This is a genomic window from Nonomuraea sp. ZG12, assembly GCF_052068115.1.
In the GTDB taxonomy this organism is placed as follows: domain Bacteria; phylum Actinomycetota; class Actinomycetes; order Streptosporangiales; family Streptosporangiaceae; genus Nonomuraea.
Map to the genome: position 1 here is coordinate 1 of NZ_JBQHCW010000019.1, position 13,633 is coordinate 13,633.

The window sequence follows — 13,633 nt, forward strand, 5'->3', positions numbered from 1 at the left end:
TCGCCGCTGTCGCCGCAGGGGCCCCCGCTGGGGGTGCGGCCCTGGCGGATCGCCGCCGGGATCTGCCTCGGCGCGGCGATGGGGGTCAAGTGGTCCGGCCTGGCGTTCGCGGTCGCCTTCGCCCTCTTGTCGCTGCTGTGGGACTTCGGCGCGCGCCGCGCCGCCGGCGTGCGGCACCCGTACCTGGGCGCCATGTCCAAGGACGTGCCCCACGGGCTGATCGCCTTCGCCCTCGTGCCGTTCGTCACCTACATGGCAACCTGGACCGGCTGGTTCGCCACCGCGCTCGGCTACGGCCGCAACTGGGACCAGGCCACCTCCTCCGGCCCGTTCTACTTCGTGCTCGACTCGGCGCGCTCCTGGGTGCAGTACCAATGGCAGGTCTTCACCTTCCACAACGGCCTGGAGACCTCCCACCCCTACATGTCGGAGCCGTGGTCCTGGCCGCTGCTGCTGCGCCCGGTCGCCTTCCACTACGAGAGCAGGAAGGGCGCCTGCCCAGGCGCCACGGACTGCTCCGAGGCCGTGCTCGGCGTCGGCACGCCGGTCATCTGGTTCGGCGCGCTGGCCGCGCTGGTGGCGCTGGTCGTCTGGTACGTCGCCACCCGTGACTGGCGGGCGGGCGCGGTGCTGCTGGCCTACGGCGTGGGCTGGCTGCCCTGGTTCTACTTCGCCTTCGCCGCCAACCGCACCATGTTCCTGTTCTACGCGATCCCCATGGTGCCGTTCATGGTGCTGGCCATCACCTTGTGCGCCGGATGGCTGATCGGCCCGGCGGTCAAGACCGCCGACGGCAGGCTCCCGGCGCGGCGGACCTTCGGGGCCGCCATCGTCGGCGCCTACGCCCTGCTGGCATTGATCAACTTCTGGTGGCTGCATCCTGTACTGTCGGCCGAACTGATTCCCTACGCTGAGTGGAAGGCCAGAATGTTGTTCGACACACGATGGATCTAACCCGGTCACAGTCCGCCAAATAGTGGTTTCGTAGGGTAGTCGCTGTGCAAGACCCAATACGCACCGGATTCGGTCATCGTCAGGCCTGGGGTCCATACGGCAAACTTCGTGGCATGAGTGCACCAGACGTCACCGCGCTTCTCGCCGAGTTGGAGCGGTCCGCCCCGGACCTCGCCGACGACGCCAGGACCGCTGTCGAATGGCTGACCGGCGGCGAGCCGCTGGAAACGGTGACCCAGCTCGATGTCTGCGAGTTCCTCTGGTACACGCTGCCGCTCAAGGTCGGCGGCGACCACGAGCGGCTGGCCCACTCGCTCGGCCGCCTGCTGAAGCTCGGCGGCCTCGACCGCTACGCCGCGCTCTGCACGTCGCCGCTCACCACGCGGATCCTGCACGCCTACGCCCACGAGGGCGAGGAGGCGGGCACCGGCGCCTACCAGGAGGCGCTCCAGGCCACGGGCGTCCTCCCGCCTGACGTGCCCGAGCTGCAGTGGAGCATGATCATGGGCCCCGAGGAGCTCGGCGCGCACGTCGCCTGCTCGGCCGCGCTGGAGCTGGCCATCGTCGCCGGCGAGACCGTCGACCGGGTCGCGCTGACCCAGCGCTGGCTCACCGAGCCCCGCACCGACCTCGGCGGCGACAGCTGGCTGCATCGCGTGCACGGCGAGCGGCTCAATCGCTGGGTGCTCGGCCGCGGCCCCGCCAGGCGCGAGCTCGCCCAGCCCTTCGAGGTGCGGCTGTACGCGCCCGTCACCCCGCAACCGCTGCCGGCCCTGCACGGGCTGCTCTCGCTGGCCGAAGGCAGCCTGCCGCTGCGGCTGGCCCCGTCGCCCGAGGCGCTCAGGCTGCGCGAGCTGGCCGAGCATGAGCTCGGCGCGCTCAGCCGCGACGGCTCCCGGCTGGCCCTCACCGACCACGGCCGGTTCCTGCTCAGCTCGCCCGAGGCCATGTGGGAGTCGGTCACCAGGCTGCTGCTGGCCAGGGGCGAGCACGAGTTCGAGGTGTCGGCCCGCGAGGCCGCGCTCATGCTGCTCGCCGACGGCGTGCTGATGTCGCCGGCCCAGCTGCGTGAGCGCGTCGCGGAGGTGGTCGGCGGCGAGGGCTGGCACCCGGCGACGGGCCTGGAGGACGTGTCCGCCCCGATCACGGCGCTGATCGGCCAGCTCACCGCCCTGGAGCTCGCCTTCGGCGACGACCTGGCCATCCGGATGACGCGTCCCGGCCAGTTCGCGGCCCTGGCCGCGCTGCGGGCGCACGCGCTCCGGCCCAGGAAGTACGTCAACTCCACCTGACGGCGCTGACCCCTCAGTCGCGGACGGCGTGCTCGGCGCGCCGATCCGCCCGGGCGACCGGCGCCGGATCGGGCACCGTGGAGCGGGCCGCCCACAGGGCGATGGCGATGTAGAGCACCTGCTCGGGGATCCGCAGCCACAGCGGCGTGGCCGTCCCGCCGTCGAATGGGGCGTCGGAGAGTGCGGCGTGGACGTTGGCCGGGAGCAGCAGCACGAAGAGCACGGCCAGGCTGATCCCGGCGGCTCGCCGGGCGCCGGTCAGGACGAGCCCGGCTGCGCCCAGCAACTCCAGCACGCCGCTCGCGTACACCATGAAGCTCGGGAACGGGACGAACGGCGGCACCATGCGCGCCATGTCGGCGTGGTTGGGCATGAAGGTGACGTCCGCGGGGACGAAGTGCGCGCTGGCGGTGAGCACGAGCATGGCGGCCAGCGCGTGCGCGGCACTGACCCGCCAGGTGGCGAACCGGCGGACGCCCAGCGCCCCCAGCAGCCGGAAGACCAGCAGGCTGACCACGAGTACGCCGATGACGACGAACATGACCCCTCCTCTAGATAGGGAAGCTATCCAATAATTGGATAGTAGCACTATCTATAAGGGGCGCACGCCTCCTTCACCGCTGTCGCATACACCGTCACACCGCGACCCGCCCCAGCCCGAGCGACGCCCAGCTCCGCTCGTCCCCCCACGCCGACGCCAGATCCACATACGGCCGCAGCAGCTGGACCAGCTCCGTGTCGCCCCGGCCGTTGAGCTCCTCCTCCGCGATCTTCCTGGCCACCCCCGCCAGGAAGTCGGCCACCTGGACGCGCGGCTCGTAGAACGAGTCCGCCAGCCGCAGCCCGGCCAGCGGCGCCACCCGCCGGATGTGCGCGATCCGCTCCTCCGTCAACCCGTTGTGCTGGTCATGCATGATCGAAACGGGCCGTGTCCCCTCACCCCAGTGCGCCACAGCCTGGACGATGGCCGGAATCAGCGGGTCGAGCAGCGGAATCGCCCCCCGCCGCGCCGGCAGCCCGCCGAGCGACCCGACGAGCTCCCCGGCGCGTCCCCCCATCCCGGCCAGGCTCGCCACGACGAGATCGAACGCCTCTGGGTCCACCCTGCCGCGCATCACCTCGTTGAACGCCTCCAGGAACGCCGTCCACCGCTCCCGCCCGAACGCAGCGGGACCGATGCGGTAGAGCTCGACGGCCGACGCCTGTCCGCGCGGACCGTCGTACGCGATCTCGAAGATCTTCTGTACGGCGAAGAACGCCTTGTCGGCGAGGTAGACGCGCGCCCGCCCGTAGATCGGCCCCGTCGGCGCGAGCAGCCACACCAGGACCGCGCGGTGCTTGCTGCGCAGGAGATGGTTGGCTTTGTACTCCGTGGCGGGGGAACGGATCCGATCGCGCGTCTCCCTGATGCACTCGGCCGCCGCCTCCTCGCTCAGCAGCACGCCGGCATGCGCGAAGACCTCCGTGTTGCCCCCGATGAGCTTCTCCCCCTCGGAACCGGACTCGTCGCAGGCGATCTCAAGGGTTCCCATCTCACGAAAGCTACGCCCGCCCTCCGCGATGCGCCAACGAGTAAACCCGCGATCTTCTATCCGAGAGCGACCGGCGGCAACATTTCTCACATCGAGCTAAGTGGACCACCTCGTCCGTTTTGTCGGCTAGCTTGGCAGTCATGGCGCCCGTGACCTCGGGATACGCCTCGATGGACGGGATGACGATGAGCGAGATGCGTGCGGCGATGTTCGCCGAATACGGCCCACCCGAGGTGCTCTACGTGAGCACGCTGCCGAGGCCGGTCGCCGGTCCCGGCGAGGTGCTGGTGCGGGTCCATGCCACCAGCGTCAACGGCGGCGAGGTCGCGGGCCGGGCCGGCAAGCTGAAGCTGGTGACGGGCCGGAAGTTCCCGCAGCGGGCGGGTATCGACTTCTCCGGCGAGGTCGCCGCCCTCGGTTCCCCTCACCCCGGGCTCAAGGTGGGCGACCGCGTGTGGGGAGCGTTGCCGCGCGGGGCCTTCGGCAGCGCCGCCGAGTTCGTGGTGGTCCGTCCCCGGCAGGTCGCCCTCGTCCCGTCCGGCCTCGACCTGGTGGAGGCCGCCGCGTTGCCCGCCGGCACGACCGCGATCACCGCGCTGCGCGACAAGGCCCGTCTGAAGGCGGGCGAGCGTCTGCTCGTACGGGGTGCGAGCGGCGGAATCGGCTACGTCGCCGTCCAGCTCGGCCGGGCCTGGGGCGCGCACGTCACCGCGCTGGCCGGGGCCAAGAACCTCGACCTGGTACGGGACCTCGGCGCCGACGAGGCGCTGGACTACGCCACCACCGGCCCTGCCGACCTGCTTCGGGATGGCCCGTTCGATGTCATCTTCGACTCCGCGGGCACCGACATGAGCGCCTACCGCCGCCTGCTGGCGCCGGGCGGGCGGATGGTGTCGATCACGTTCGACACCCGCCGGATGGCCGCGTCGATCGCCTACATCCTGGCGTCCACGGTGTACGGCTCCCGCCGCGTGCGGTTCTTCAGCGGCAACCCCACCCACCGGCTCTTCGCCGACCTGGCCGGCCTGGTGGAGAGCGGGGCGCTGCGCCCGGTCGTGGACACGGTGCGCCCCCTCGACGACATCGCCGGCGCGCACCGCGCACTGGAGGCCGGCGGCGTCCGCGGGAAGCACCTGGTCCAGGTGGTGTGACCGCTCACCCCGCGCCGCGGCTTGTTTCCGATGGCGGCGGGTCATCGCATCACGGAATGGAGGAGCCCGATGATGGCGATCGTCGTCGTGAGCCCCCAGGGGAGGGCCCCGGCGGCGTTTCCCACCATCGCTCCGCCCAGGGCGGACGTGACGAGGATGACGACCCATCGCTGTGGGATCGGCTCCTTCTCCGCTGCGTACTTCGCTTCCGGCTCGGGGCGTTGTCCTAGTAGTCTCTTCATGCGGTTTTCCTTCGTTGAATTCGTGGCTAACCGTGCGAGCGGCCTTTCTGCCTCCAACAGAAGGGCCGCTCATTCACTGAGCAGCCCACGCCGCATGCGCGCGATTTGAGAATCGCACAAGATCAGCATTCCTCGGCGCTCAATGTCCCGCCTTAGGATCATAAAAACCGCCCAGAGGTAGAAATCTCTGTGCGGGTAGAGGATTCATCCACCCCAGAGGTAGCTACTTCCTCTCACGACGCCCGCTCAAATTTGCACTTTCCGCACTCTTCGGTGAAAGCTCTTCCCCATGGAAGAGATCGCAAGGGAGCTGGCCAAGATCCTGATCCCCACGCCCATCCGCAGCTGGGACGAGGGAGAGGAGCAGTTCGCGGAGCGTTTCAAGATGGCGCACGAGCAACGCCGCACTCTGGTCGGCGAGCTGTTACTGGCCGCGCGAGCCTCGGTGCTGGACGACCCGGTTCTGGCCAGGCTGAGCGAATTGGCCACGCAGAAGCAGGACATACAACGCCAAATACGATTAATCATCGCATATGGCAGAGAATTCATCCGCCCCGAACCGTACCGACTGAGAACACTGGCAGCCGCCGCAGGGCTCTCCATTTCCGGTACGCGTACCCTGTATTCCCCCGAAGACCTTGCCGCGATAGCCACGCAAATAGGGCGCACGGATAACAAGGGGAGCATCTTTCCCCAGTCTCCTGGAAAGCCGACGACCACCCGGGCATCGACGTTCGACGGCGAGCAGTGGTGGGTTCCCGGCGGCCAGGGCGCGGCCGATCAGCCGGGTTGACCTCAAGTCGACTTGGGGTTCTACCGTCATCTCCATGACGACGACACAGCCGGCCTCCGCGCCCGACCTCGACCACGACCTCGCAGCGATCAAGCAGGTGGTCGCCACGGTCGAGCACGCGCAGAACCACGAGCTCCCCGACGAGTTCCTTGCCCTCTTCCACGCCGACGCGATCTGGACGACGGGCCACGGCAAGCGTCTCTTCGGCCGCGACGCGATCTCGGCCTTCACCCATCAGGTGCTTCCCGGCGGGATGCAGGGGTCGACGGTCACGTTCGAGATGGAGCACGTGCTGTTCATCCGGCCCGACGTCGCCGCCGTGAAGGTCCGTCAGGTGTACCGGACGTCCGACGGGACGAACGCGGGCTCACCGCTGTTCGTCATGGCGAAGGAGGACGGGCGGTGGCTGCTGACCGCCTGCCAGAACACCTTGGTGGTCGAGCCCTCGGACGGATGACCGCTCGGCGGTGACGACGACGTCGAGCAAGCCGGGGAACACCTCGTCCAGTTCGGCCCCGCGCAGCGTCCATTCGCGCAGCGTCCATTCGCGAGGCGCCGACGTGGTCTCCCGCTGAATCGACGTGTCACCGGCTGTGGGTCGCCTCAGTGACGTCCCATTCGAGCTCACCGCCGACCGCCCGGGGCCGCCAACGGCCGACGGAGCCGCCGTTCTCCATGGCGTCGGCGGTGCTCTTCAGCAGGGCGTAGTACGAGCGGATCCGGACCTCTCCGGGCGTGAAACTCATGGTGCCCTCATGATCGGTCTCCCCGACATCGCGCATCAGCGAGTCGGCCACCAGGTCGTTACCCACTCCGTCAGCGGCGAACGGAATCATTCTCCCGTCCCACCATTCCGCTCGCGGATCGGAGAAAACCTCGTCCTCCCCGTCGATCTGGCAGAGAGATGCCCATTCGTCACGGATCTGCCGGACGCTCAAGTTCGAGTGGCCCAGGAAGCCGAAGGCCCGGGTGTTCTCCGAAGAGTCGGCCCCGTCGTGGCGCAGCAGTGAGGCCCGCAGAGGGTCAGGGAACCGCAGGCCCATGTGCGCCTCCGCCGCGGCGATGGCCTCGGCGTCTCCCGGTTCGCCGAGCGTGCGATACGTCGCGGGTGCGTTGGTCTTCAGCCAGGTCTCGATCCGCCGCCATTGCCGGTTGACCGCTTTCGTCACCTTCGTGCTGATCTTGCGTACGCGCGGACTGGTGCTCTTGGGGTTGCAGTCCTCGTCGGCGTCCGGCGGTTCCTCATTCGTGACGGGTTGAGGAAGGCGATCGCCATTCGGAACGTCCGAGTAAGGCTCTTCGCGGACGACCGTCGCCGTTTCTTTGGAGAAGACCACGGATTCCAGCATCTGAGTGCCGGCAACGAGCAGGACCAGCGCGAACCCGGCCACGCCCCAGCGGATCAGGCGGCGTCGGACGGGCTCCTCAAGCGGCTCTCTCGGCTCACGGGGCTCGAAGAACTTGATGAACCCGGGACGGTCTAGAACGGACGGCCTGGCGGCGAAGCGGCTGAGGTCCTCTGCGGTGGGGGCACCGAGAATGGGCGTGGGAGGCCACTGTTCCACCGGTGCCGGAGTTTCGCTGGGCCGGACCGGACCGGTCGAGTGCCGGCGGGAACGTACGAACACAACAATCGCCGCCGCCACCAAGGCAGCCAAAAGCCCGAGCCATACCCCACGAGACCTGATCAATTGCCGCACGTCCGGCAGAGTACCCTTATTTGATCTCCACAGAGATCCGGATTCAGGGCCACAAGCGCCTGGGCATTTTCTGTCGGCCGCGTGCGCAAGGATCAGTGGTCGTATCTTCTCGGACACCGCCCAGAGCCGGCCCAAAGGAGTGCTCGTGCGTCGCTATCGCTTCGGCCTCCTCGCCGCGTCCGTCGCGGCGGTCTACCTCGTCGCCATCGCCGTGCTCACCGTCGTCACGCTGGTCACCGGCGAGGAGGACCTCCTCTGGCAGGTCGTCACGCACGAGCCCGCGGCCGACGGGCTCACCGCCGTGTGGTGGGTCGTGCTCGCGCTGGTCCTGATCGGCGCGGTGCAGGGCGTGGCCTGCTGGCAGGTGCTGCGCGGCCGCCTGCGCGGCACCCCTGCCGACGGAGGCGGCCAGGTCGCCTGGCTCCGCGGCACGCTGTACGCCACCGTCGTGCTCGCCCTGCTGCCCTCGTCGTCATGGCCGACGGGTCTGCCGGCCGCTCTCGCCCAGATGCTCATCGTCTGGCTGTTCTTCCGGGTGCTGGACGGCGCCATCCCCACCTGGGCGCGGATCCTCATGCTCGTCACCGGGACGATCGAGGCGGTGGCCGAATTCGGTCTCACCCTCTCCCACACCCTCGGGCTCGAAGCCTTCGCGCAGGTTCTCAGCATGGTCAGGCTGGACGGCCTGCTCGAGGTGGCGTGGGTGGTGCCGATCCTGGTGGCCCAGGCAAGAGATCCCCGCTGGACCCGTGCCACCGTGTGGATGGGCATCCTCTCCCTGGTCACGTCGTTACTGCACCCCTCGTCGTATGTGACGTTCGCCTACGGCGAGGTGTCGTACACCGTCGTGGCCCTGTCGCTGCTCCGGGCGCTCAGCGTCTTCGGGCTGGTCTGGGCGGCCCGTTCCGCGCACGAGCTGACCGGGCCGCGCCCGTGGCCGGCCAAGCCGCCACCCGTCAGCGCGCCGTCCCGACGGTGGCCGCTGCCCGCGCTGGCGATCGCCCTCCCGCTGATCCCCGCGGCCGTCAACCTCGCGCACGGCATGCCGTTCTGGATCGGCCCCAGCGGCCCGATCCAGAGCTACCTCCTCGGCATCGCCGGCGACACGGCGGCCCTGTCCTGGCTCGCCCTCGACCTGCTCGTCGGGGTCGGCGCCCCCGCGCTGCTCATCCTGGCCGCCGTCCTACACCGCACCAGGCGCCTCGTCCACGCCACAATCCTGACCCTGACCTTGATCGCCGTGGCCGGCGCGCTCCCCGCCGAGCCTCATCAGGCCTGGGGCTTCGGCCTCCCCCTGTACCCGGACGGCCTGTTCGGCACCGGCCCGCAGGGCGAGCTCGCCTTCGGCCTCTCACCGCTGTGGTACAGCGCCGCCCTGCTCGGCTCCGCCCTCCTCCTGCTCTTCCTGTACGCCGCCCGACCCGCCCGCATTCTGCGCCCCTGATCGCTCAGGCGTCACCTGGTCCCGGCGCGCGGACGTACCGGCGATGAGGATGAGCCCGGCTATGCCGCCGTAGAGGAGAAGCACGAACAGAAGCCCCTGCGAGCCCGAAGGACAGTAAGGGAAGAAGAAGGCGAAGACCGAGAGCGCGTAGTAGGCCGCCGTCATGACCGCTCCCCCGGCCGCCAGCCACGTCAGCAGGCGGCCCTTGCTGTACGACACGCGCCGTACGACCACCGCCGACACCATCAACCCGAAAGGCAGCAGCGTGGCCAGAACGCCGAACCCCAGGCCGAGACCGGCGTGCCCGCCTTCAGTTTCCGGATAGGCGCAGATCCGCACCCCCCAGTCGGCGATCAGCAACCCGCCATGCGGAAGGAGCGACAGCAGCGCGGCACTCGCCCAGCACAGCCTCGTCCGTGTCAAAGCCCTCGTCCTCGGTGGCGCCGGCTCCTCGCGTGTGGACACTGCACCTCCGGGCGGCTGAGGGGGTCACCGGCCGTTGAGAGCCGGCGCGCCCACCGCCGGCCTCACGGGACCTTCGATCGTGCGTGACCGGCGGACGCGACCTGACCGCGATTCATCCTACGGTCACGCTCATGACCGAGAACACCTCCATGATCCCCTTCCATATCGACGTGCCGCAGGCCGAGCTCGACGCTCTCCGGGACCGGCTGGCCCGGACCCGCTGGCCCGCGGAACTGCCCGGGGGCGGGTGGAGCCGGGGCACGCCGGTGGCGTACGCCAGGGAACTGGTCGAATACTGGCTCACGGGCTTCGACTGGCGGGCGCAGGAGCGCAGGCTGAACGAGGTGCCGCAGTTCACGACCGTCATCGACGAGCAGACCATCCATTTCGTCCACATCCGTTCGGATGATCCCGGCGCGCTGCCGTTGCTGCTCCTGCACGGCTGGCCCGGCTCGTTCGTCGAGTTCCTCGACGTGATCGAGCCGTTGACCAAGGAGTTCCATCTGGTGATCCCCTCGCTTCCCGGGTTCGCGTTCTCGTCGCCGCTGGCCACGCCCGGCTGGACGGCCGCGCGGATGGCCGGGGCGTTCGTCGAGCTCATGGCCGTGCTCGGGTATGAGAGGTACGGCGTTCAGGGCGGCGACACCGGCGCGTTCGTCGCCCCGGAGATGGGCCACCTCGCCCCCGAGCACGTCGTCGGCATCCACCTCAACGGCGTCCTGTCGTTCCCGGCGGGGATCGAGGAAGAGGACGCGCGGCTGTCCGAGATCGAGCGCCGGCGCTCGGCGGACCTGGAGGAGGCCACCGCCGGCTACGTCCCCATCCAGTCGCGTTCGCCGCAAACGCTCGCGTTCGGCCTGACCGACTCCCCTGCCGGGCAACTGGCCTGGATCGCCGAGATCTTCCACCGCTGGGCCGGGGCTCCCGTCGACCGTGACCGGTTCCTGACCAACGTCAGCATCTACTGGCTGACGGGCACCGCGGGCTCCTCGGCCCAGATCTACTACGAGCAGATGAACGACCCGATGGCCTGGGTGCCGAAGCCGCGCGGCACCGTACCCACGGGCGTGCTGCTCGCCGGGTCGCATGAGTACGCCATCCGGCCCTACGCGGAGCGCGACCACGCCATCGTGCACTGGTCACAGAAGGACGAAAGCGGTCATTTCTTCGCCATGGAGGAGCCTGAGGTGTTCGCCGAGGACGTGCGGCGGTTCTTCGAGAGCCTCGGATGAGACCTGTCGCGGTCATGTTCTGACCGCGATCGGTGCCAGCATCATCGTGTGTTGGAAACCTCGGCCCGACTGCTCCGCCTGCTCGCCTTGCTCCAGATCCACCGTGACTGGTCGGGGAAGGAGCTGGCCGATCGTCTCGGCGTGAGTCCCAGAACCGTTCGGCGCGATGTCGACAAACTGCGCACTCTGGGCTACCCGATCAACGCGATCGGCGGCGTCGGGGGCGGCTACCAGCTGGGCGCCGGCGCGTCCCTGCCCCCTTTGCTGCTCGATGACGAGGAGGCGGTCGCGGTGGCGGTCGGGCTGCGCACGGCGGCCGGCGGCGCGATCACGGGCATCGGCGAGACCTCCGTGCGGGCGCTGGCCAAGCTGGACCAGGTGCTGCCCGCGCGGCTGCGCCACCAGGTGGACACGCTCAGCTCGGCCATGGTGATCTTGCCGATGCCCGGTTCGACGGCCGATCCGTCGACGCTGATCGCGATCGCCTCCGCGGTGCGTGACCACCAACGGCTGCGCTTCGACTACGTCTCGCATGACGGCTCCGCGAGCGTACGGGATGTGGAACCGTACAGACTGGTCCAGAACGGGCGGCGCTGGTATCTCTTCGCCTGGGACACCGGTGCCTCGGACTGGCGGAGGTTCCGGGCCGACAGGTTGTCGACGCGCGTCCCCACCGGCCCCCGGTTCGTCCCGAGGCCGCTGCCCGCCGGGGACCTGGTGGACCACTTCGCCATGAGGACGCCCGCGAACGGCCACCGCTACCGGGCGGTGCTCACCATGCACGGCTCGGCCGCGGAAGTGGCCGAGGAGGTGCCGCCCACGCTCGGCGTGGTCGAACCCGTCGACGACGGTACCTGCATCCTGCGCATCGGCTCGGACAGCCTCGACCACCTCGCGGTGTGGGTCGCCGCGTTCGGCTTCGAGTTCGACGTCCGCGAACCGCCCGAACTGGTGGACCACCTCCGCACGCTGACCGCCCGCCTGCAGCGGGCCGCGCAGCGGAACGGCTCAGCCCCTGAGCCCGGCTCCTCTTTCCGGCCCACCTGATGATCCCCTCACTGGACCGAAGCGAGAAGAGCGGTCTTCTCGGCCATGAACAAGGCCTTGGCCAGCCGCTCGGGTGATCATGCTTGAGACTCAAGCCCCCCTACGGTCCTCGTTTAGGTTGCCAGCCACGTAAATCTCTACGTACTATGTGGCTAGCCACTTAAACCTGGACCGTGAGGAAGAACCATGAGCATTCCGTACCTGGCCCGACCCGAACAGCAAGAGACGATGAAATGGCTGGCCGGGAGCACCTTCTCCGTGCTGCTGGACGCCGCCGCCACCGGTGGGCAGCTCACCGTCGGCCGGTTCGCCTCCCCCAAGGGCGCGGCGGCGCCCTTCCACATGCACACCAAGGAAGACGAGATCTTCCTGCTGCTCAACGGGACCGCCCTGGTCTGGGTCGGCGACCAGGAGATGGAGCTGTCCGAGAACGGCATCGTCTACCTGCCCCGCAACATCCCGCACAGCTACCGGATCACCTCCGGCCGGGCCGACCTGCTCATGATCGCCACCCCCGCCGGGATCGAGGACATGTTCCGCCAGGCCAGCCATGACCTGTTCACCGACAGACCCGACGGCTCAGTCATCTCCCAGGAGGCGTTGGCCGCCACGGCCGCCGCCCACGGTCAGGTCGTCCTCGGCCCGCCCCGCTGAAGGAAGCGACCATGAAGAGCAACAGAGCCGGCCGGGAACGTACGAACGAACGGAAGACCATGACCTACCGCGTCGGCTACATCGTCGGGAGCCTGTCCCGGGACTCGATCAACAGAAGGCTGGCGCGCGCACTGCACCGGCTGGCGCCGGGCGAGCTCGAACTCACCGAGATCCCGATCGACACGCTGCCCCTGTACAACCGCGACCACGACGCGAACTACCCTCCCGCTGCCCAGGACTTCAAGCATGCGGTCGCGTCCACCGACGCCATCCTGTTCATCACCCCCGAGTACAACCGCTCCATTCCCGGGGCGCTGAAGAACGCCATCGACTGGGCCAGCCGGCCGTACGGGTCCAGCGTCCTCGACGGCAAGCCGACCGCGACGATCGGCACGTCGCCCGGCTCCATCTCCACCGCGGTCGCCCAGCAGCACCTGAAGGGCATCCTCACCTTCGCCAACATGCCGGTGCTGGCCCAGCCGGAGGCCTATATCCAGTTCACCCAAGGCTTGATCGACGAGACGGGCACGGTCACCGTGCCCGCCACCGCCCGGTTCCTGTCCGACTACATGTCAGCGTTCCACGCACACATCCAGCGCCACCACCTCCGGGACTTGCGCCCTGCCTCCGTCGGGTGAAGGGTGATCGCCACTCGACCGAAGCGCACTAAAGTGGACCGCCAAGTGCAGCAAGGCGGGGAGCGAGGCCATGCAACGTGTGCTGACGCCGAAAGGGCAGGCCACCCGGGCGCGCATCATCGAAGGCGCCGCCGAGATCCTCCGGGAGAAGGGGGTCGCCGACGTCACCTTGGACGACATCCGATCGCGAACCGGCACCAGCAAGAGCCAGCTCTTCCACTACTTTCCCGAAGGCAAGGACGCCTTGCTGCTCGCGGTCGCGCGGTACGAGGCGGACCAGATACTGAACGATCAGCTGCCGCGTCTGGGCCGCCTCGACACCTGGGACGCCTGGTACCGCTGGCGGGACACCCTCGTGGAGCGCTACGAGTCGCAGGGCGACCAGTGCCCGCTGTACGGTCCAGGCCGACATGTGGCTCAGCCTCCCCGATCTCACGCATGCGGAGGCCGTACGGTGGGTTGATCGTTCACCGGGAAACGTGGTGACGA

General features: G+C 69.0%; 16 protein-coding genes. 11 read left to right on the forward strand and 5 right to left on the reverse strand.

What is annotated here, in order from left to right; translation table 11 throughout:
- Together ACTMTF_RS35585 and ACTMTF_RS35590 are read left to right on the forward strand one after the other, a co-directional pair.
- The coding region (locus ACTMTF_RS35585) for a dolichyl-phosphate-mannose--protein mannosyltransferase (protein WP_441114590.1) at positions 1-954 on the forward strand (954 nt) is incomplete at its 5' end.
- Positions 955-1,067: 113 nt separating this feature from the next.
- On the forward strand, positions 1,068-2,246 hold the full coding sequence (locus ACTMTF_RS35590; protein ID WP_441114591.1) for a hypothetical protein: 1,179 nt from the start codon (positions 1,068-1,070) through the stop codon (positions 2,244-2,246).
- A gap of 13 nt (positions 2,247-2,259) precedes the next feature.
- Here the strand turns inward: ACTMTF_RS35590 and ACTMTF_RS35595 are convergent, their stop codons facing one another.
- Both ACTMTF_RS35595 and ACTMTF_RS35600 read right to left on the reverse strand, forming a co-directional pair.
- Complete coding sequence (locus ACTMTF_RS35595; protein WP_441114592.1) at positions 2,260-2,787, reverse strand: DoxX family protein; 528 nt, start codon at positions 2,785-2,787, stop codon at positions 2,260-2,262.
- Between the two features lie 94 nt (positions 2,788-2,881).
- Entirely contained in the window at positions 2,882-3,778 is an 897-nt protein-coding gene (locus tag ACTMTF_RS35600) for a hypothetical protein (protein WP_441114593.1), read from the reverse strand.
- A gap of 194 nt (positions 3,779-3,972) precedes the next feature.
- On the opposite strand from ACTMTF_RS35600, the gene ACTMTF_RS35605 reads away from it, so the two are divergent.
- Positions 3,973-4,929 carry an NAD(P)-dependent alcohol dehydrogenase gene (locus ACTMTF_RS35605; protein WP_441114743.1) on the forward strand — a complete coding sequence of 319 codons (957 nt, stop codon included), beginning with the start codon at positions 3,973-3,975 and terminating at the stop codon, positions 4,927-4,929.
- A gap of 41 nt (positions 4,930-4,970) precedes the next feature.
- Here the strand turns inward: ACTMTF_RS35605 and ACTMTF_RS35610 are convergent, their stop codons facing one another.
- Positions 4,971-5,171, reverse strand: coding sequence for a hypothetical protein (locus tag ACTMTF_RS35610; protein ID WP_441114594.1), 201 nt, complete (start codon positions 5,169-5,171; stop codon positions 4,971-4,973).
- Between the two features lie 289 nt (positions 5,172-5,460).
- Between ACTMTF_RS35610 and ACTMTF_RS35615 the strand changes: the two genes are divergently transcribed.
- Both ACTMTF_RS35615 and ACTMTF_RS35620 read left to right on the forward strand, forming a co-directional pair.
- A complete protein-coding gene (locus ACTMTF_RS35615; protein WP_441114595.1) occupies positions 5,461-5,964 on the forward strand; it encodes a hypothetical protein in 504 nt (167 codons plus the stop codon).
- Between the two features lie 34 nt (positions 5,965-5,998).
- Entirely contained in the window at positions 5,999-6,421 is a 423-nt protein-coding gene (locus ACTMTF_RS35620; RefSeq protein ID WP_441114596.1) for an SgcJ/EcaC family oxidoreductase, read from the forward strand.
- Between the two features lie 127 nt (positions 6,422-6,548).
- On the opposite strand, the gene ACTMTF_RS35625 is transcribed toward ACTMTF_RS35620, so the two are convergent.
- Entirely contained in the window at positions 6,549-7,664 is a 1,116-nt protein-coding gene (locus tag ACTMTF_RS35625) for an SMI1/KNR4 family protein (RefSeq protein WP_441114597.1), read from the reverse strand.
- 145 nt (positions 7,665-7,809) lie between these two features.
- Here ACTMTF_RS35625 and ACTMTF_RS35630 point away from each other — a divergent pair, with 145 nt between their 5' ends.
- Positions 7,810-9,108 (forward strand): hypothetical protein, encoded by a 1,299-nt coding sequence (locus ACTMTF_RS35630; protein WP_441114598.1) that lies wholly within the window; start codon positions 7,810-7,812, stop codon positions 9,106-9,108.
- Here the strand turns inward: ACTMTF_RS35630 and ACTMTF_RS35635 are convergent.
- Positions 9,016-9,531, reverse strand: a complete 516-nt coding sequence (locus ACTMTF_RS35635) for a hypothetical protein (protein ID WP_441114599.1) — start codon at positions 9,529-9,531, stop codon at positions 9,016-9,018. The two genes, ACTMTF_RS35630 and ACTMTF_RS35635, sit on opposite strands and share 93 nt — an antisense overlap.
- A 173-nt stretch (positions 9,532-9,704) precedes the next feature.
- On the opposite strand from ACTMTF_RS35635, the gene ACTMTF_RS35640 reads away from it, so the two are divergent.
- From ACTMTF_RS35640 to ACTMTF_RS35660, 5 genes are all read left to right on the forward strand, one after another.
- The gene (locus ACTMTF_RS35640; RefSeq protein ID WP_441114600.1) at positions 9,705-10,805 is read left to right on the forward strand and encodes an epoxide hydrolase family protein; all 1,101 of its coding nucleotides are present in this window, start codon (positions 9,705-9,707) and stop codon (positions 10,803-10,805) included.
- 48 nt (positions 10,806-10,853) lie between these two features.
- The gene (locus tag ACTMTF_RS35645; RefSeq protein WP_441114601.1) at positions 10,854-11,852 is read left to right on the forward strand and encodes a helix-turn-helix transcriptional regulator; all 999 of its coding nucleotides are present in this window, start codon (positions 10,854-10,856) and stop codon (positions 11,850-11,852) included.
- Between the two features lie 186 nt (positions 11,853-12,038).
- Positions 12,039-12,506, forward strand: a complete 468-nt coding sequence (locus tag ACTMTF_RS35650) for a cupin domain-containing protein (protein WP_441114602.1) — start codon at positions 12,039-12,041, stop codon at positions 12,504-12,506.
- An 11-nt stretch (positions 12,507-12,517) separates the two neighbouring features.
- Positions 12,518-13,144 carry an NADPH-dependent FMN reductase gene (locus ACTMTF_RS35655; protein WP_441114603.1) on the forward strand — a complete coding sequence of 209 codons (627 nt, stop codon included), beginning with the start codon at positions 12,518-12,520 and terminating at the stop codon, positions 13,142-13,144.
- A 70-nt stretch (positions 13,145-13,214) separates the two neighbouring features.
- Positions 13,215-13,607, forward strand: coding sequence for a TetR/AcrR family transcriptional regulator (locus ACTMTF_RS35660; RefSeq protein WP_441114604.1), 393 nt, complete (start codon positions 13,215-13,217; stop codon positions 13,605-13,607).
- The last annotated feature ends 26 nt before the right edge of the window (positions 13,608-13,633 follow it).

Excerpts from the sequence above, each read along its gene's own strand:
- ACTMTF_RS35590 (WP_441114591.1), top strand. The coding sequence starts at position 1,068 with ATGAGTGCACCAGACGTCACCGCGCTTCTCGCCGAGTTGGAGCGGTCC.
- ACTMTF_RS35595 (WP_441114592.1), bottom strand. The coding sequence starts at position 2,787 with ATGTTCGTCGTCATCGGCGTACTCGTGGTCAGCCTGCTGGTCTTCCGG.
- ACTMTF_RS35600 (WP_441114593.1), bottom strand. The coding sequence starts at position 3,778 with ATGGGAACCCTTGAGATCGCCTGCGACGAGTCCGGTTCCGAGGGGGAG.
- ACTMTF_RS35605 (WP_441114743.1), top strand. The coding sequence starts at position 3,973 with ATGCGTGCGGCGATGTTCGCCGAATACGGCCCACCCGAGGTGCTCTAC.
- ACTMTF_RS35610 (WP_441114594.1), bottom strand. The coding sequence starts at position 5,171 with ATGAAGAGACTACTAGGACAACGCCCCGAGCCGGAAGCGAAGTACGCA.
- ACTMTF_RS35615 (WP_441114595.1), top strand. The coding sequence starts at position 5,461 with ATGGAAGAGATCGCAAGGGAGCTGGCCAAGATCCTGATCCCCACGCCC.
- ACTMTF_RS35620 (WP_441114596.1), top strand. The coding sequence starts at position 5,999 with ATGACGACGACACAGCCGGCCTCCGCGCCCGACCTCGACCACGACCTC.
- ACTMTF_RS35640 (WP_441114600.1), top strand. The coding sequence starts at position 9,705 with ATGACCGAGAACACCTCCATGATCCCCTTCCATATCGACGTGCCGCAG.
- ACTMTF_RS35650 (WP_441114602.1), top strand. The coding sequence starts at position 12,039 with ATGAGCATTCCGTACCTGGCCCGACCCGAACAGCAAGAGACGATGAAA.
- ACTMTF_RS35655 (WP_441114603.1), top strand. The coding sequence starts at position 12,518 with ATGAAGAGCAACAGAGCCGGCCGGGAACGTACGAACGAACGGAAGACC.
- ACTMTF_RS35660 (WP_441114604.1), top strand. The coding sequence starts at position 13,215 with ATGCAACGTGTGCTGACGCCGAAAGGGCAGGCCACCCGGGCGCGCATC.